The organism is Nonomuraea sp. NPDC048901 (assembly GCF_040649695.1).
Classification (GTDB): Bacteria; Actinomycetota; Actinomycetes; order Streptosporangiales; family Streptosporangiaceae; genus Nonomuraea.
This window is the reverse complement of record NZ_JBEZFW010000023.1, coordinates 140,727-157,625: the sequence shown is the minus strand read 5'-3', so window position 1 is coordinate 157,625 and position 16,899 is coordinate 140,727. Positions and strand designations below refer to the sequence as shown.

The 16,899-nt window shown below is 67.3% G+C and carries 15 protein-coding genes and 1 tRNA gene; 13 read left to right on the top strand and 3 right to left on the bottom strand.

All coding sequences use genetic code 11. The annotated features are described in order from the left end of the window. Nucleotides 1-61: 61 nt before the first annotated feature. The 3 genes from AB0C30_RS49780 to AB0C30_RS49770 all read left to right on the top strand — a co-directional run bounded on the left by AB0C30_RS49780 (nt 62) and on the right by AB0C30_RS49770 (nt 1,158). Nucleotides 62-607 (top strand): hypothetical protein, encoded by a 546-nt coding sequence (locus tag AB0C30_RS49780; protein ID WP_357957642.1) that lies wholly within the window; start codon nt 62-64, stop codon nt 605-607. Nucleotides 608-664: 57 nt separating this feature from the next. Next, nucleotides 665-737, top strand: a tRNA-Arg gene (locus AB0C30_RS49775). Nucleotides 738-810: 73 nt separating this feature from the next. After that, nucleotides 811-1,158, top strand: a complete 348-nt coding sequence (locus AB0C30_RS49770; RefSeq protein WP_357957685.1) for an ATP-binding protein — start codon at nt 811-813, stop codon at nt 1,156-1,158. Nucleotides 1,159-1,299: 141 nt separating this feature from the next. On the opposite strand, the gene AB0C30_RS49765 is transcribed toward AB0C30_RS49770, so the two are convergent. Next, a complete protein-coding gene (locus AB0C30_RS49765; protein WP_357957640.1) occupies nt 1,300-1,941 on the bottom strand; it encodes a TetR/AcrR family transcriptional regulator in 642 nt (213 codons plus the stop codon). A gap of 74 nt (nt 1,942-2,015) precedes the next feature. On the opposite strand from AB0C30_RS49765, the gene AB0C30_RS49760 reads away from it, so the two are divergent. From AB0C30_RS49760 to AB0C30_RS49750, 3 genes are all read left to right on the top strand, one after another. After that, nucleotides 2,016-2,699, top strand: a complete 684-nt coding sequence (locus AB0C30_RS49760) for a carboxymuconolactone decarboxylase family protein (RefSeq protein WP_357957638.1) — start codon at nt 2,016-2,018, stop codon at nt 2,697-2,699. A 240-nt stretch (nt 2,700-2,939) separates the two neighbouring features. Further along, nucleotides 2,940-3,431 carry a hypothetical protein gene (locus AB0C30_RS49755; protein WP_357957636.1) on the top strand — a complete coding sequence of 164 codons (492 nt, stop codon included), beginning with the start codon at nt 2,940-2,942 and terminating at the stop codon, nt 3,429-3,431. A 357-nt stretch (nt 3,432-3,788) separates the two neighbouring features. Then, the gene (locus tag AB0C30_RS49750; protein ID WP_357957684.1) at nt 3,789-4,160 is read left to right on the top strand and encodes an MmcQ/YjbR family DNA-binding protein; all 372 of its coding nucleotides are present in this window, start codon (nt 3,789-3,791) and stop codon (nt 4,158-4,160) included. A 167-nt stretch (nt 4,161-4,327) separates the two neighbouring features. On the opposite strand, the gene AB0C30_RS49745 is transcribed toward AB0C30_RS49750, so the two are convergent. Together AB0C30_RS49745 and AB0C30_RS49740 are read right to left on the bottom strand one after the other, a co-directional pair. Continuing rightward, a complete protein-coding gene (locus AB0C30_RS49745) occupies nt 4,328-5,047 on the bottom strand; it encodes an SDR family NAD(P)-dependent oxidoreductase (protein ID WP_357957635.1) in 720 nt (239 codons plus the stop codon). A gap of 77 nt (nt 5,048-5,124) precedes the next feature. Continuing rightward, complete coding sequence (locus AB0C30_RS49740) at nt 5,125-6,123, bottom strand: NADPH:quinone oxidoreductase family protein (protein ID WP_357957634.1); 999 nt, start codon at nt 6,121-6,123, stop codon at nt 5,125-5,127. Between the two features lie 124 nt (nt 6,124-6,247). On the opposite strand from AB0C30_RS49740, the gene AB0C30_RS49735 reads away from it, so the two are divergent. The 7 genes from AB0C30_RS49735 to AB0C30_RS49705 all read left to right on the top strand — a co-directional run bounded on the left by AB0C30_RS49735 (nt 6,248) and on the right by AB0C30_RS49705 (nt 16,783). Continuing rightward, nucleotides 6,248-6,880 carry a TetR/AcrR family transcriptional regulator gene (locus AB0C30_RS49735; protein WP_357957632.1) on the top strand — a complete coding sequence of 211 codons (633 nt, stop codon included), beginning with the start codon at nt 6,248-6,250 and terminating at the stop codon, nt 6,878-6,880. After that, nucleotides 6,880-7,443 carry a YdeI/OmpD-associated family protein gene (locus AB0C30_RS49730; protein ID WP_357957630.1) on the top strand — a complete coding sequence of 188 codons (564 nt, stop codon included), beginning with the start codon at nt 6,880-6,882 and terminating at the stop codon, nt 7,441-7,443. The genes AB0C30_RS49735 and AB0C30_RS49730 overlap by 1 nt, the downstream gene beginning before the upstream one ends. Before the next feature lie 388 nt (nt 7,444-7,831). After that, nucleotides 7,832-8,815, top strand: coding sequence for a sugar ABC transporter permease (locus AB0C30_RS49725; RefSeq protein ID WP_357957629.1), 984 nt, complete (start codon nt 7,832-7,834; stop codon nt 8,813-8,815). Beyond that, nucleotides 8,799-9,668, top strand: coding sequence for a carbohydrate ABC transporter permease (locus AB0C30_RS49720; protein ID WP_357957627.1), 870 nt, complete (start codon nt 8,799-8,801; stop codon nt 9,666-9,668). The genes AB0C30_RS49725 and AB0C30_RS49720 overlap by 17 nt, the downstream gene beginning before the upstream one ends. A 35-nt stretch (nt 9,669-9,703) precedes the next feature. Next, the gene (locus AB0C30_RS49715) at nt 9,704-10,981 is read left to right on the top strand and encodes an extracellular solute-binding protein (protein ID WP_357957625.1); all 1,278 of its coding nucleotides are present in this window, start codon (nt 9,704-9,706) and stop codon (nt 10,979-10,981) included. A 69-nt stretch (nt 10,982-11,050) separates the two neighbouring features. Further along, on the top strand, nt 11,051-12,331 hold the full coding sequence (locus AB0C30_RS49710; protein WP_357957623.1) for a Gfo/Idh/MocA family oxidoreductase: 1,281 nt from the start codon (nt 11,051-11,053) through the stop codon (nt 12,329-12,331). Between the two features lie 330 nt (nt 12,332-12,661). Further along, complete coding sequence (locus tag AB0C30_RS49705) at nt 12,662-16,783, top strand: bifunctional nitrate reductase/sulfite reductase flavoprotein subunit alpha (RefSeq protein ID WP_357957621.1); 4,122 nt, start codon at nt 12,662-12,664, stop codon at nt 16,781-16,783. Nucleotides 16,784-16,899: the final 116 nt, after the last annotated feature.

Here is a 16,899-nt window from a genome sequence, read left to right as displayed (position 1 = left end):
ATCCACAGGCTCGTCTTCACTGACGATGCGCCGGCCAGAGGAGCCCTCAAGGATGGGATACGTGATTGTCGCCATCCTGATCGGCTGCGAAGTCGGCTTCTGGCTCCTGCTCGGACTCGGCCTCGCGAGCCGCTACCTCTGGAACCGCCGCCGACTCAGCACCGCCCTCCTCGTCTGCGTACCGCTCCTGGACCTGATCCTCCTGGCGGCGTCCGTCATGGACATGCGCAGTGGCGCCACGGCCGACCTGAGGCACGGCATAGCGGCCGCGTACCTGGCGTACTCCATCGTCTTCGGCCACAGCACGATCCGCTGGGCCGACGCCAAGTTCCGCCACCGCTTCGCCGACGGCCCACCTCCCTGGAAGCCACCTGCGGGCGGCATGGCCCGCGCCCGCTACGAGTGGGTCTTCTGGCTCCGCATCGTCCTCGCGTACGCCATCGCCTGCGCCCTCCTGCTCGGCCTGGTCTGGCTCGTCAACGAACCGTCCCGCACGGACGCACTGATCGATTTCATGCGCGACATGCTGAAGGTGCCAGTGATCGCCCTGCTCTGGCCCCTGAGCTACACCCTTTGGCCGAAGAAGGTGGAATCTAGTGGGGCGTGAGGGCGGTATCTGGTTCGAGGCACGGCTCTGGACCCGCTATGCTGGCTTACGCAGCGAGCGGCCGTAGCTCAATGGATAGAGCATCTGACTACGGATCAGAAGGTTGGGGTTTCGAGTACCTCCGGCCGCACAGCAGGTCGAAGGCCCTTCGGGATGATCCCGGAGGGCTTTTTCGATCTCGTACAGCAGCGTTTTACCGCAACATCTTCAATCGGCCGGTCCGAGGCGACCGCACGCGTCTGCGCCAGGCCCTGGACAACCTGCTGGCCAACGTACGCACGCACACCCCGGCCGGTACGGCGGCGACCGTGATGGTCCGGGTAGAGGGTGATGACGCGGTCATCGAGGTGCGCGACGAAGGTCCCGGGCTGAGTGCTGCGCAGGCAGCGCGCGCCTTCGAACGCTTCTACCGCGCCGACCCCACCCGCCGGTCCGGTACGGGCCTCGGGCTCGCCATCGTCGCGGCTGTCGCCGCCGCCCACGATGGGCACGCCCGCGCCCTGCCGTCCGACTCGGGCGCCGCGTTCGATCTTCGACTGCCGCGCGGGTGACCACCGGCGTGGGGTGGCACGCTGAGATCGGGCGTCTCAACGTTTCCGGTGAGATCGAGAAGCTCGGCCGTGGCATCGAGGTAGTTGAAGCGCAGGGCGGCGCCTGCTCGACGCCCGGAGTTCGGGCCGCGGCTGTTCCGGTCACCGCCCAGTGGCGAGTGTGAGGCCGACGAGCTTGGTCAGGAAACGATCGATCTGCTCCTCCAGCGGCGGCCATGGCAGATCGGGCTGATTGACCCGCATCGACACGGCCCCGTGGACCGCCGCCCTCAAGTCCAGTGAGACCACTGCGGCGTCGTCGGCCGGGGCGAGCCCGGCGTCGATACACCGCTGCACCGCGGCGGTGGTGCGCTCGGCCAGCTCCTGCTTGAAGGACATGGCCGCCCGCTGGTTGAGCGTGCTCTCGTGCAACACCTTGTACAGGCCGGGGTGCCGTTGGACCCACCTGCCCAGCAGCAGGACGCGGGCACGCAGCTTGCCCGCCGGATCGGTGGCACCGGTCTCAGCCTGATCGACGGCCTCCAAGAGTTCGCGATGGAACTTCTCCAGGGCGGCCAGGACGAGCGCGTCCCGGTCGGCGAAGTGAATGTACACAGAGGTCGCCGCGACGCCGACCTCCCGGGCCACCGCGCGCATGGACACGGCCTGGTCGTCGCCGTGTTCGTCCAGCAGTCGCAGGGCGGCGCCGACGATGTCGTCGCGTAGCCGCTCGCCCTGGCCGCGCGGGTTGCGGCCCCGCCTGCCGCCAGAAGGGCCGGCCGGAGCGGAGGGGGTCGTGTCCATGGTGGCCCATTGTAGGCGAACGACTTTAGCGCTACAGTCGTAGCACTACAGTCGTTCATATAAGAGGATTTCTCATGGATAACCAGGTCAAGGCACTGGACTCGGTGTTCGCCGAGATGAGCGCCGCCACCGACCGCCTGCTCTGGGACGAGAGCACGGAGCTGACCACGCGCGAGAAGGTCCTGCTGTGCCTCACAGCCGACGTCTGCCAGCAGACCCTCGGCCTGCCCTTCCAACAGCACGTGACGATGGCGGCAGACTGCGGTTTGTCGGCCGACGACCTGCGCGAAATGCTCCGCTTCGTCGCCTACGACAGCGGTTATCCCGCCGCCCTGACAGCGCTCGCTCGCCTGACCGACCTGGAACGGGAGCACGCCCTGCCCGCCCCCGCCGGCCAGGGCCACGAGGTGAACGCCAACGGCACGGGCAGCCCGCTCCCCGAGCCGATGCGGCAGGCCGTGGCCGCCCTTGACGCGCCGTTCGGCATCTACATGGACCTGCAGTCGCGGATGCGCGCCGACATGCGGCTGCTGTCGGTCCGTGAGCGCGCGTTCATCACGATGACCGTCGACGTGCTCTTCCAGACCCTGCAAGAGAGCTTCCGCGCCCACCTGACGCGCGCACTCGCCGCCGGCGCCACACCGGAGGAGGCCCGTGCCGTCGTACGGTTCTCCGCGCAGTTCGGCATGACCAAGGCATGGCGCGCCATGCACGTGCTCGACGCCCTGCTCGCCGAACTCGGCGCCGCCCAAGTCTGAAGCGGGAGGTCGTGGGGAGGGCTGTACAGCAGCGCCGTACAGCACCTGCCCAAGTCGCGTCGTCTGGCTTGCTGACGAGGAACCTCAGTGTGAGGTCGATGCCCTCCACCTCACCAAGCCAGCCGGCGGCCATGTCGCGCTGACGGCTCGATCTTGTAGGTCGCGAGCGGTTACAGAGAGCCCACGAGCGGGCCACGCGACAACGCACATTACTTCGCGAGATCCGGAAGTTCGCGAAGTATGACCACCTGCCGAGACAGCTTGCCAAAACGATCCTGGGCGCAGCGATCGAGGCCGCCGCTGCTATCGGTTGCCAATGTCGAGGAATTCATCGCACGAGCGAGCGCCCGAATGAGAGTGGAATGCCCGTGTAGCGAGAAGTACGACGACCGCATATGCCCTGATCAGGCGACGTTCATTGAAACGGAAGCCGTGCAGGAGGTAGCTCGCCGACTCGACTTGTCGGACCAGGCGAATTCCTTCCTGGCCGCGCAACACAGAAGGTACAGCGCCGATGGGGGTCTGTCCGGCTGCATTATTCCTGGGATGGTTGCGGTCGGTGCGGCAGGGATTGCCGTCCTCTTCCTTTACCTGCAACAGGTCATCACGACAGTCGTCCTGAGTTCATGGGGCCTGTTCCTTCTCGGGCGGCAGGCCACCGGCGATCCAGTGAAATGGACGGCGCTGACCCTCTTCATCGCGGGGTCGATATTAGACCTCGTGTGGGGGTGAAGTGCTGCACAGCGTGCCCGTTCTGTCCCTCGTACCTGCTGGGTGATCGCGTGAATGTCCTCTCGGATGAACCCCTACCTGACCTTCAACGGCAACAACGCCCGCGAGGCAATGGAGTTTTACGCGAACGTGTTCGGCGGCGACCTCGACTTCAACCCTGGCCGAGTTCGGCGCTGCGAACTCACCGAAGGCCGATCAGATCTTCCACGCAATACTGGAGACCGACGCCGGCTACCCGATCACGGGCGGCGACGTCACCAGCGATGATGAATGCCGGCCTTTGGCGGGCTACCCGGTGAGTCTCAGCGGCGACGGGCACCGGCCGCGGAGCTAGAGGATGGCAGGTGTGAGTATGTGATGGTGCACAGCTCCCGGCGTGACCGGTTGATCGCGGCGTGCGGCGCCCAGCCAGGATCGGTCGAGGATTACCCGTTCGGCGACGAGGTGGCGGTGTTCAAAGTCGCCGGCAAGATGTTCGCGCTGGTCGTGCTGGGCTCGCTCCCCGGCAGCATCAGCCTCAAATGCGACCCGGACCTCGCGGTCGATCTGCGTGGCCGGTATGCGGCGATCACCGCGGGCTACCACCTCAACAAGCGGCACTGGAACACGATCACGCTCGACGGTTCCGTGCCCGACGACGAACTTCTCGACCTGGTCGATCACTCCTACGACCTGGTCGTGGCCCGCCTGACCAGGGCTGAACGGGACAAGCTGACACCTGACCGGTAGTCCGCCGGAACACTGACGGCTACTCGTTGGCGAGCTCCCTGATCCACTCCTCCGCGAGGGTGATGGCCTGGCCGGGGCCGAGCACTTCCTCTTGCTTGCCAGGGAGGGCTTGCGAGGGCCGACGAGGGAGGGCTTGCGAGGTCTTGCGAGGGAGGGCTTACGAGGGCTTACGAGCTGACGGGTGCTAGTTGCGCGAACTGGCGCTCGAGCACCTTGGCCGCGCCATCGCGCCAGAGGGCAGCCATGGGCGCCGAGGCAGGGTCGGGGAATATTTCCTCCTCCCCATTGTCGATCGCGTCGAAGACGGCCAGCGCGACCGATTCCGGGGATGCCTTCGGTATGTCGAAGCCGCGGATCATATCGGTATCCACCGGGCCGGGCAGGACGGCGTGCACCCTAACCCCCTGCGCGGCCACGTGAGCGCGAAGCGACTGGGTCAAGGAGAACGCGGCCGCCTTCGAGACGGAGTAGGCCGGGATTATGAACGGCAAGGCAGCGAGAGAGTTCACCGAGAGGATGTTGACGATGGCCCCGCGGGAGCTGGTCACCGCCGGGAGGAAGGCCTGGGTCACGGCGTAGGTCCCGAAGAGGTTTACGGCCAGATGACGTTCGAGTACGGCCGGGTCGGTCAGGTCGTCGGGCAGCGCGATGCCGGCGTTGTTGATCAACATGTCCAGTGACTCAACCTGATCGGCAGCCGCTTGGATCTGCGCCGGGCTGGTGATGTCCAGGCTCAGGGGCGTCACCCGGTCGTCTGGGTGGGCCAGCGGCCGGCGGGTGCCGGCATACACCCGCCTGGCGCCCCTGGCCAGGGCTTCGGCTGCGAGCGCCTGCCCGAGGCCACGGTTGGCCCCGGTCACCAAGACCGTCTTGTCTTTCATGGTCATGCCTGTTGCTCCTGTCATTTCGGTGTGATCGGGCGCGAGCCTGCCATCGGCAGAAGCCGCCTGGCGTCACGGTCTGTTCAGGGCAGCAGTGCCAGCTTGCCCACGGTGGCCCGCGCTTCCAGTTCTGCGAGTGCTTTCGGCCCCTCGGCCAACTCATAGACGGTGGGCTGGCCGGGGCCGAGCACGCCGGCCGCGAGAAGGCCGGACATCTCGCCCATGACTTCGCCGAAGATCTGTGGTGCGGTCTGGATCAGGGTGCCGATGTTCAGGCCGATGAGGTGGATCTGGTGTTTGTAGACCAGTTCCCAGTTGGTGATCGCGGCTTCGCCGCCGGCCAGGCCATAGACGACGACCCGGCCGGTGACCCGTTTGGTCGCGGCCAGGCTGGCGTCGAGGGTGGCGCCGCCGACCGACTCCAGGACCAGGTCGGCGCCCGCGCCGCCGGTCAGTCTCAGGACCTCGGCGGCGATGTCGGTGTCGCGGGAGTCGATGACGTGGTCCGCGCCTTGCGTTCGTACCACCTCATGCTTGCCTGGCGAGGCCGTGGCGATCACCGTCGCGCCGTAATGTTTGGCCATCTTCACCGCGGCCTGGCCGGTTCCGCCGGCCGCGGCGTGGATCAGCACGGTCTGCCCGGCAGCGATACGGCCCAGCGGCTTGAGCGCCGCCAGCGCGGTCGGCCAGTTCACGACCAGGCCGAGCGCCTGCTCGTCGGCCCAGCCCGCCGGCACGGGCACCGCGCCGGCCGCGGGCAGCACCATGTACTCGGCGAAGGCGCCGCCTGCGACGTCGACGCCGATGACGTGGGCGCCGGGCTCCAGTCCGGTCACCCCCTCACCGACGGCGGTGACTTCACCGGCGCCCTCGATGCCCGCCAGATACGGCGGCCGCGGGCCGCCCGCGAACGTGCCGCGGGCCTGCGAGATGTCGACGAAGTTGACGCCGGCGGCGGTGACCCGGATCAGGACCTCGCCCGGGCCTGGGCTCGGTACCGGCGCGTCGGTGATCAGCCGCAGGTCCTGCGGGCCGTTCAGTGACGTCTGCTCCAGGGCGCGCATGGTCGCGGGAATGCTCATGACGATCGGCTCCCTCTTCATTTGTCGAACGGATTTATTTATCGAACGACAAACAAATCGTGGCACGCCCGTACGACGCAGGTCAAGGTAAACTTGATCGAACGACAAACAAGTACGGAGGCACATGCCGATGGCTGCTCGCGGCAGGCCGCGCACGTTCGACCCGGACGCCGCCCTGCGCCAAGCGCTGGACCTGTTCTGGGAACGGGGCTACGAGGGCACCTCGCTCAACGACCTGGCCCAGGCAATGGGCATCGCCTCGGCCAGCATCTACGCCTGCTTCGGCAGCAAGGAGGAGCTGTTCCGCAAGGTCATGGCCCTCTACGGCACGACCTCGGGCGAGCCGCCCAGGCGCGCGCTACGCGAACAACCGACCGCACGCGCCGCGATCCACGCCATGCTGCGCGCCACCGCCGATGAGATCACCCGCCCCGACACCCCGCACTACTGCATGCTCATCCTCGCCGCACCGACCGGCGCCGTGGAAAACCACGCGGTCCGAGAATTCCTCGCCGACCGCCGGCACGACCAGCTCACCACCGTCAAAGACCGGCTCACTCGCGGCGTCACCGACGGCGACCTCACCGCACCACCCACCAGCCTCGACGCCATCGCCCGCTACTACACCACCGTGGTTCAGGGCCTCTCCATACAAGCCCGCGACGGCGCCACCCGCGCCGAACTGGAAACGGTCATCACCTGCGCGATGGCCGCCTGGGATATCCTCACGTCCGCGCCATCACAGCAGGTGATCTAGTGGAAACTCGCTCGTTCCCGTCGGCCGCGGCATTCGAAGCATGGCTGGCCGTCAGCCATACCTCCTCGTCCGGAATCTGGCTCAAACTCGACAAGAAGGTGGCGGGCGGCCAGTCGCTGACCTATGCCGAGGCGCTTGACGTGGCACTGTGCTTCGGTTGGATCGACGGGCAAAAGGCCAAGTTCGACGATGACCACTGGCTGCAGCGCTTCACTCCCCGCAGGCCGAGGAGCAAATGGTCGAAGGTCAACCGCGACAAGGTCACCGCGCTGATCGACCAGGGCCGGATGAGGCCGGCGGGCCTGCTGGAGATCCAACGCGCGAAAGAGGACGGCCGCTGGGACGCCGCATATGACGGACCGCGGACCGCCACCGTACCCGACGATTTGGCGCGTGCCCTGGCTCAGAATCCCGCCGCGCAGGAATTCTTCGCAACGCTGGACAGCCGCAATCGTTACGCGGTGCTGTACCGCGTGCAGGACGCCAAGAAACCCGAAACCCGGGCACGTCGTATCGAGCAGTACGTCACGATGCTGGCCGAGCAGAAGAAGATCCACCCCTGAGGCTGCCCAGCAACGGTTGCCACGGCGAGTTGCTGCCCGAGCGAGGGGAAGAAGCGCGGCCCTGTCGCCGCCTTCTGGAGACCGCTCTGAGGGGGAGCCTCGTCTGAGTGAGCCGCTGCATGACCGGGTGAGTCGCGCCTCCACGACCAAGGAGCTGAGCGGCTCCTAGTGGGCCGAACAGTGCAACCGGTTGTAGTCAGCGGAAAATTTTAGCTGGGAAGCTAATTGCTCGGATAGCGCCTTGAGCTGGCAAAACATAGATCACGATATATCGGTAACATCTACGTAACGCCTGCAAAGGGTTGACGAAACTTTTGGCGCACCTATAGGAAAGCGCTATCCGATCCCGCCGTGCCCGGACGGCCAGGAATGAGGGACACATGCGTCTATGTCCGATTCGATCGCGGTAACCCCGGAACGGGCGCTCGCTCCCCGGCGAGCCCACGCCAAGCCGCCGGGTGCGAGGCGCACCAAGCGGGTGAACAACCACAAACGGCGAGAGGCCCGTACGGCCTACCTCTTCCTGGCACCATGGTTCCTCGGCCTGTTCGTGATCACGGTCGGCCCGATCCTGGCGTCGCTGTACCTGTCGTTCACCGACTTCAACATGCTGGAAACGGCCAAGTGGATCGGGCTCGACAACTACGCGAAGATGTTCACCGAGGACACGCGGTTCCTCACCTCGCTGAAGGTGACCACGATCTACGTGGTCGTGTCGGTGCCCTTGCAGCTGGCCTTCGCGCTCGGGCTGGCGCTGGCGCTCGACCGGGGGCTGCGTGGTCTGTCGTTCTACCGTTCGATCTACTACCTGCCGTCCCTGCTCGGTGGCAGCGTGGCGATCGCGATCCTCTGGCGCAAGCTCTTCGGTAGTGACGGCCTGGTCAACGCCGTACTGGACGTCTTCGGCATCCAGGGCGCCGGTTGGGTATCCGATCCCGACACCGCGCTGGGGACGCTGATCCTCCTGCATGTGTGGACGTTCGGCGCGCCCATGGTGATCTTCCTGGCGGGGCTGCGGCAGATTCCGCAGAGCTACTACGAGGCGGCCCAGGTGGACGGGGCCGGCAAGCTCCGTCAGTTCCGCTCGATCACGCTGCCCCTGCTCACGCCGATCATCTTCTTCAACCTCGTACTCGAAGTGATCAAGTCGTTCCAGTCCTTCACCCAGTCGTTCATCGTCAGCAGCGGTACGGGCGGACCGGTCGACTCCACGCTCTTCTACACGCTCTACCTCTACCTGAAGGGCTTCAAGAGCTACGACATGGGCTATGCGGCAGCCATGGCCTGGGTCCTCCTGCTCATCATCGCCGGACTGACCGGCGTCAACTTCCTCGCGTCGAAGTATTGGGTCTTCTATGGCGACACCAAGTAAGGCCGTCCCGCTGCTGTTCCGCCCGCTTCCGCGGGGCAGCCGGCTGCTCAAGCACATCCTGCTGATCGGCTTCGGCCTGGTCATGCTCTATCCGCTGCTCTGGATGGTGTCCAGCTCACTCAAGCCCGAGGAGCTCATCTTCCGCGAGCCCGGCCTGTGGCCGAGCACCTTCACGCTGGAGAACTACAGCGACGGCTGGACCTCGCTCAAGCACTCCTTCGGGTTCTACCTGTGGAACTCCGCGGTCATCACCGGCCTGTCGGTGGCGGCCAACCTGATCGCCTGCTCGCTGGCCGCGTACGCATTCGCCCGGCTGAACTTCCCGCTGAAGAAGCTCTGGTTCGCGGTCATGCTCGGCTCGATCATGCTGCCGCATCATGTGACGGTCGTGCCGCAGTACATCGTGTTCTCCAAGCTGGACTGGATCAACACGATCTGGCCGCTGATCGTGCCCAAGTTCCTGGCCACGGACGCGTTCTTCATCTTCCTCATGGTCCAGTTCATCCGGACCCTGCCGAGGGAGCTGGACGAGGCCGCCTCCATCGACGGCGCGGGCTACTGGCGGGTCTTCCTCCAGGTGATCCTTCCGCTCTGCACCCCGGCGCTCGCCACGACCGGCATCTTCACCTTCATCTGGACGTGGAACGACTTCTTCAGCCAGAACCTGTACCTGACGAACTCCGACAACCTCACGGTCGCCGTCGCGCTGCGCCAGTTCCTGGACTCCAGCGGTGAGTCCTCGTGGGGGCCGATGTTCGCGATGTCGATCGTGTCGCTGGGGCCGATCTTCGGATTCTTCCTGGCCGGCCAGAAATACCTGATCCGTGGCATGGCGACCACCGGACTCAAGTAACACCCCCCCGCAACTCTTCACCAGGAGGTAGAGCTGTGAGTTTCAGCTCGCGCAAGAAGATTTGGACGGTTGCCCTGCTCGCGGCCACCGTGATGACGTCGGCCGGCGCCTGCGGCGGCGGCGACAAGGCGGACAGTGGCAAGGTCGAACTCCGCTTCTCGTACTGGGGCAGCGACTCCCGGCAGAAGCTCACCGAGCAGGTGATCAAGAAGTTCGAGGAGAAGAACCCGACCATCAACGTCGAGGGTGACTTCTCCGACTTCAACAACTACTACGAGAAACTCGCCACCAAGGTGGCGGCGAACGACGCCCCCGACGTCATGAGCATCGAGATCCGCGGCCTGGGCGAGTACGCCGGGCGTGGCGCCCTGGCCGACCTGGCGGGCAAGGTGGTCACGACCGACCTCGACCAGCAGGCGCTCGCCGCCGGGAACATCGACAGCAAGCAGTACGCCATTCCCTCCGGCGTCAACGCCTTCTCCATGCTCGTCAACAAGGCGACGATCGAGAAGGCCAAGCAGAAGGTGCCCGACGACAAGTCCTGGACCTGGGACGACTGGATCAACCTGGCCAAGCAGATCAGCGCGAGCGGTGGCGGCATCACGGGAGCCGAGTACAACTACAACCCCGCCTGGCTGCAGATCTTCGCGGCCCAGCGCGGCGAGAAGCTGTACGACGGTAAGAAGCTGGGCGTCTCGCCTGACACGCTGAAGGCCTGGTGGGCCATCCACCAGCAGCTCATCCAGACCAAGGGCTCGCCTGACGCGGCGAAGAGCTCCGAGCTGATCGCGGGCGGGGTCGAACAGTCGCCGCTGGGCACCAACGCCGGTGCGACGGGCATGTGGTGGAGCAACCAGCTCGGCGGCCTGACCAAGGCGTCGGGCCAGGAGCTGACCCTGCTGCGCATGCCCAAGGTGAAGGGGGCGACCACCAGCGGTATGTTCTTGCAGCCGTCGATGTTCTACACCGTCGCCGCCAAGTCCGAGCATCCGGCGGAAGCCGCCAAGTTCATCGACTTCATGGTCAATGACCCGGACGCGGCCTCGATCCTGCTGAGCGACCGCGGCCTGCCGACCAACGCCAAGGTGCTCGCCGCCGTCAAGGACAAGCTGCCGGCCGTCGACCAGAAGACGCTGGGCTTCATCGACGAGGTCAGGAGCGAGCTGAGCCCGATCGCCGCTCCGCCGAAGGGCGCCCTCCAGGTGGACGACATCCTCAAGCGCGTCACCGAGGAGGTCGTCTTCGCCAAGACGACACCGGACGCCGCCGCGCAGAAGTTCCTGACCGAAGCCAACGCCGCCCTCGCCGGCTGAGGTCGGTACGGGCAGGGCCGGGGCCGTCAGTGGCTCCGGCCCATCATTTTCGCTACTCGGGGAGAGAAGTTGAGCACCAGGTACGCCTTCGTCGGCCTTGGTCACCGCGTCCGGATGTACATCGACGCCCTGCTGGGCGACTGGCGGGACACCGGTACGATCGTCGGCCTCTGCGACACCAACCGGACCCGCATGGACTACTACGCCGAGCGCATCGGCGACGACGTGCCCCGCTTCCATCCGGACGAGTTCGGCAAGCTGCTGGAGCTGGCCGACGCCGTCGTGGTCACCACGGTGGACGTGACACACGCCCAGTACGTCATCGCCGCCCTCGACGCGGGGCTCGACGTCATCGTGGAGAAGCCGCTCACCGTCGACGCCGAAGGCTGCGAGGCCATCGCCGCCGCCGCCGAGCGCAACCCGGGCAAACTGGTGGTCACCTTCAACTACCGCTACTCGCCCCGCAACTCGGCGGTGAAGAAGCTGATCAGCGAAGGCGCGATCGGCGAGATCACCTCCGTCCACTTTGACTGGGCACTGGACACCATCCACGGCGCCGACTACTTCCGCCGCTGGCACCGCGAGCGGGCCAACTCCGGCGGTCTGCTCGTGCACAAGTCCACCCACCACTTCGACCTGGTCAACTGGTGGCTCGCGGCCGCACCCGAGCTCGTCTTCGCCCAGACGGACCTGCGCTTCTACGGCCAGGCCCTGCCCCGGGGTCCGCGCCCCGCCCGCGGCCAGGGCGCGCCCGGCCTCGGCACCGACCCCTTCATCCTGGACATCTCCACCGATCAGCACCTCAAGCGCCTCTACCTGGACGCCGAGCACGAAGACGGCTACATCCGCGACCAGGACGTCTTCGGGCCGGGCGTGACGATCGACGACAACATGTCGGTCCTGGTCCGCTACGCGAACCGGGCCATGCTCACGTACTCCCTCACCGCGCACGCCCCGTACGAGGGCTACCGCGTGGTCTTCAACGGCACGGAGGGCCGGATCGAGCTGGAGGTGTGCGAGCGATCTTGGACGCCGCCGCACGCCGCGATCGACCCGAGCGCCGCCACCAAGCAACACGCGGCCGGTGCCTGGGAGAAGCTCATCCTGCACCGGCACTGGCAGGAGGCGGAGGAGATCACCATCGAGCAGGGGGAGGGCGGTCACGGCGGCGGCGACCGGCTGCTCCTGAACGACATCTTCCGCGGCCCGAGCGAGGACCCGCTGGGCCGCCCCGCCGGGTACCGCGACGGCATCCGCAGCGTACTGGTGGGAGCCGCGGCCACCCGCTCGGCGACCACCGGCCGCGCCGTCCACCTGACCGACGACGGCACCCGCCTGGCCGACGCCTGACCGACGGTCGGTCACCCGGTCGGCCCGGAAGCCATCCGCAGGCTGGCGTACCACCTGCTTGGCGACCTCCGAGGTCAGAAGCCCTCTGTGATCATCACAGGGGGCTTCTTGCTAATACCGGCGCGGAGTGCTCGGCTGGGATCGAACCGAAGTAGCGGGTGCGTGGCGGGCAGGGATCGGTGGTGATCTGAATGTAACCGGCCGCAGTCGGCTGATGTGACGTCCCTGTAACGCCAGCTTCTTACCTTTTGCGTGTTGGATCTGCCCGCTGCGGCTGCGACGCGCCCACTGCCCGGGACAGCGTTCAGGCCCTGTAGAGGAGAAGGGCCGATGACGGCGACGGACCGGGTGAAGACCGTCTGTTCCTATTGCGGCGTCGGCTGCGGCATCGTGCTCGACGTCACGCGTGGCGCCGATGGGCGGCGGAGGGTGGTCAAGGCTTCGGGAGACAAGAGCCATCCGGCCAACGCCGGGCGTCTGTGTACCAAGGGAGCCACCAGCGCGGCGATGCTCGCGGCTCCCGGCCGGCTGGAGCGGGCGCTCGTCCGGCCGGATCGGGGTGCGGAGCCGGCGGAGGCCGGTGTCGACGCGGCGATCACGGCGACCGCCCAGCGGCTGCGCGCGATCCTGGACGAGCACGGGCCCGACGCGCTGTCGTTCTACGTGTCCGGGCAGCTGACGCTGGAGGCCCAGTACCTGGCGAACAAGCTGGCCAAGGGGTTCGTCGGCACCAACCAGATCGAGTCGAACTCACGGCTGTGCATGGCCAGCGCGGGCAGCGGCTACAAGCTGTCGCTGGGCTCGGACGGCCCGCCCGGCTCGTACGAGGACTTCGAGCGCGCCGAGGTGTTCTTCGTCATCGGCGCGAACATGGCCGACTGCCACCCCATCCTGTTCCTGCGGATGATGCACCGGGTCAAGGCCGGCGCCAAGCTGATCGTGGTGGACCCGCGCCGCACGGCCACGGCCGACAAGGCCGACCTGTTCCTACAGGTACGGCCGGGCACGGATCTGGCCCTGCTCAACGGGCTGCTGCACCTCCTGGTCGAGGACGGCCACATCGACCAGGAGTTCATCGCTGAGCACACCAACGGCTGGGCGGCCATGCCGGGCTTCCTGCTCGACTACCCGCCCGCCGCGGTCGCGGAGATCACCGGGATACCCGAGGCCGACCTGCGTCGGGCGGCTCAGTGGATCGGCGAAGCCGGCGAGTGGATGAGCTGCTGGACGATGGGGCTCAACCAGAGCACTCACGGCACCTGGAACACCAACGCGCTGTGCAACCTGCACCTGGCCACGGGCGCGATCTGCCGTCCCGGTAGCGGCCCGTTCTCGCTGACCGGCCAGCCCAATGCGATGGGTGGGCGCGAGATGGGCTACATGGGGCCCGGCCTGCCCGGGCAACGGTCGGCGCTGGTGGAGGAGGATCGCCGGTTCGTCGAGGAGTTGTGGGGGATCGCGCCCGGCACGCTTCGGACCGAGGTCGGGCAGGGCACGGTCGAGATGTTCTCGCGGATGGCCGAAGGCGAGATCAAGGCGTGCTGGATCATCTGTACCAATCCGATCGCCAGCGTCGCCAACCGCAAGACCGTGATCGCCGGTCTGGAGGCGGCCGAGTTCGTCGTCACCCAGGACGTGTTCGCGGCCACCGAGACCAACGCCTATGCCGACGTCGTCCTCCCGGCCGCCCTGTGGGCCGAGTCCGAAGGCGTGATGATCAACTCTGAGCGCAACCTCACCCTGCTCCAGCAGGCCGTCGAGCCGGTGGGGGAGGCGCTGCCGGATTGGCGGATCATCGCCAGGGTCGCCTGCGAGATGGGGTTCGAGGCCGACTTCTCCTATGAGAGCGCGGAGGAGGTGTTCGAGGAGATCAAGCGGGCGGGCAATCCCGCGACCGGCTACGACCTGCGCGGCGTCACCTACGAGCGGCTGCGGGAGACGCCGGTGCAGTGGCCGAGCCCGCCCGGTTCTGGCGCGCGCAATCCGATCCGCTATCTCAATGACGGTCTCAGCCAGGCGCCGCTCGTACGGGAGGACGGCAGCCGCCCGCGCCTGGCCTTCGCCACCGCCGACGGTCGTGCCGTCTTCTTCCCGCGCCCGCACCTGCCCGCCGCCGAGCTGCCCGACGACGACTTCCCGTACGTACTCAACACCGGTCGGTTGGGGCACCAGTGGCACACCCTGACCAAGACCGGCAAGGTCGCCAAGCTGAACAAGCTCAACCCGGGCCCGTTCGTCGAGATCAACCCGCGGGACGCCGCTGAGCTCGGCATCGGCGAGGGCGACCTGGTGGCCATCTCTTCCCGGCGCGGCCGGGCCGTGCTGCCCGCGGTCGTGACGGACCGGGTGATGCCGGGCAACAGCTTCGCGCCGTTCCACTGGAACGACCTGTTCGGCGAGTACCTCAGCGTCAACGCCGTCACCAGCGACGCCGTGGATCCGATCTCGTTCCAGCCCGAGTTGAAGGTGTGCGCGGTCTCCCTGGCCAGGGTGGTCACAGACGACGCTCCCTCGCGAGTACCTGAGCCGGCCGCAGTGCCCGAGCCGGCCGCAGCGCCCGGTCCGGTCGCGGCGCTGGCCGGGTTGTTCGGGCTGGGCGAGCTGGCCCCGCCGGTGCTCGCAGGTCACGAGCGCCAGTATCTGGCCGGGTTCCTGGCCGGTCTGAGCGATGCGCCGCCCGCCGGCACGGCCGTACCGATCTTGCCGAGCCACGCCCCCATCGACCCGAGCCATGCTCTGTGGATCAACGGTGCGCTGGCCGGCGCCTTCTCTCGTGTCGCGGCTCCTGCCCTCGTACCGGAGGCGCCCGAGGCGCCGGTGCGCGAGCTCATCGTCCTGTGGGCCTCGCAGACCGGAAACGCCGAGGAGTTCGCCGCCGCCAGCGCTCGCCGCCTGGCCGACACGGGCCGCAAGGCGCGGCTCGTCGACATGGCCGATTGCACCCCGGCCACTCTTCCCGCGGAGGCGGACCTGCTGGTCATCTCCAGTACGTTCGGCGACGGCGAAGCGCCCGACAACGGTGCCGCCTTCTGGGAGGCGCTCGCCGAGCCCGGGGCACCGCGGCTCGACGGCGTGCGGTATGCGGTGCTGGCCTTCGGCGACTCCAGCTACGACGACTTCTGCGGTCACGGACGCCAGCTCGACCGGCGTCTGGAGGAGCTCGGCGCGGTACGCCTGGCGCCGCGCGCCGATTGCGAGCCCGACGACCAGGAGCGCGCGCTGAGCTGGCTCGACCAGGTGCTCACCACGCTCATCGAGACGACGCCCCCCTCGCTCACCGAGACCAAGCCCGCCTCACCGTCCGTACCCGTCGAGTCTCCCGCGCCCACGCCGGGGCCCAGCAAGACGGCGCCCTTTACCGCGACGCTGTCGGGCAACCGGCTGCTCAGCCTGCCCGGCTCGGCCAAAGAGGTCCGTCAGTTCACCTTCGAGACCGGCGGCGAACTGGCCTACCAGGCCGGGGACGCGCTCGGCGTCATGCCCGTCAACAGCGCTGATCTGGTCATGGAATGGCTGGCCGTGACCGGTCTCAGCCCGGTCGACAACGTGGAGCTCACCGGCCTCGGCTCGCTTCCTCTCGGCGAGGCGCTGCACCGCCATCTGGACCTCACCAAGATCACCTCGGGGTTGCTCAAGTTCGTCGCCGAACGTACTCGCGACCGCGATCTGTCCCGGTTGCTGCGTCCAGGCAACAAGGGCGAGCTGGCCAAGTGGACCTGGAGCCGCCAGGCCATCGACGTCATCGCCGAACTCCCGGTACGCGCCGACGCCCAGGAATGGATCGGCGTGCTCAAACGGCTCCAGCCGCGCCTGTACTCCATCTCCTCCAGCCCGCTGACCAGCCCTGACGAGATACGGCTGACCATCTCGGTGGTCCGCTTCGACAATCTGCGTGGCCGCCCGCGCAGCGGCGCGTGCTCGGCCTACCTGGCCGACAACCCGGAGCGGACCCAGGTGCCGGTGTACGTCCAGCACACCTCCCACTTCCGCCCGCCCTCGAACCCGGGCACCCCGATGGTGATGATCGGCCCCGGCACCGGCGTCGCCCCCTTCCTCGGCTTCCTCGACGAACGCCGCGCCCTCGGCCACCACGGCCGGAACTGGCTCTTCTTCGGTGAGCAGCGCCGGACCACCGACTTCTACTACCGCGACGAACTCACCCAAATGCACGACGACGGGCTGCTGACCCGCCTCGACCTGGCCTTCTCCCGCGACCAGCGCGCCAAGGTCTACGTTCAGGACCGCATGCGCGAGCACGGTGCCCAGCTCTGGGCCTGGCTGCAGGACGGGGCCCACGTATATGTGTGCGGCGACGCCGGCCGGATGGCCAAGGACGTCGACCAGACTCTGCACGACATCACGGCCCGCTATGGCGGCCTCTCTCCTGATGACGCGACCGCGTACGTCAAGCAGCTGGCCGCGAGCAAGCGCTACGTGCGCGACGTGTATTGACGACGGGCACCGAGCCCTTGCTACCAGCCTGGTTGAGTGTCGCGACACTCCGCTCGATGCCGCAGCGGGAGACCACAGTGAGATTCGAGTCATGCCGGTCGTCCGGCGCGGGCGGG

What these genes read in the sequence shown, in the direction of transcription:
- AB0C30_RS49765 (WP_357957640.1), bottom strand. Translation starts at nt 1,941, where the DNA reads ATGGACACGACCCCCTCCGCTCCGGCCGGCCCTTCTGGCGGCAGGCGG.
- AB0C30_RS49760 (WP_357957638.1), top strand. Translation starts at nt 2,016, where the DNA reads ATGGATAACCAGGTCAAGGCACTGGACTCGGTGTTCGCCGAGATGAGC.
- AB0C30_RS49755 (WP_357957636.1), top strand. Translation starts at nt 2,940, where the DNA reads ATGACCACCTGCCGAGACAGCTTGCCAAAACGATCCTGGGCGCAGCGA.
- AB0C30_RS49750 (WP_357957684.1), top strand. Translation starts at nt 3,789, where the DNA reads ATGGTGCACAGCTCCCGGCGTGACCGGTTGATCGCGGCGTGCGGCGCC.
- AB0C30_RS49745 (WP_357957635.1), bottom strand. Translation starts at nt 5,047, where the DNA reads ATGACCATGAAAGACAAGACGGTCTTGGTGACCGGGGCCAACCGTGGC.
- AB0C30_RS49740 (WP_357957634.1), bottom strand. Translation starts at nt 6,123, where the DNA reads ATGAGCATTCCCGCGACCATGCGCGCCCTGGAGCAGACGTCACTGAAC.
- AB0C30_RS49735 (WP_357957632.1), top strand. Translation starts at nt 6,248, where the DNA reads ATGCCGATGGCTGCTCGCGGCAGGCCGCGCACGTTCGACCCGGACGCC.
- AB0C30_RS49725 (WP_357957629.1), top strand. Translation starts at nt 7,832, where the DNA reads ATGTCCGATTCGATCGCGGTAACCCCGGAACGGGCGCTCGCTCCCCGG.
- AB0C30_RS49720 (WP_357957627.1), top strand. Translation starts at nt 8,799, where the DNA reads ATGGCGACACCAAGTAAGGCCGTCCCGCTGCTGTTCCGCCCGCTTCCG.
- AB0C30_RS49705 (WP_357957621.1), top strand. Translation starts at nt 12,662, where the DNA reads ATGACGGCGACGGACCGGGTGAAGACCGTCTGTTCCTATTGCGGCGTC.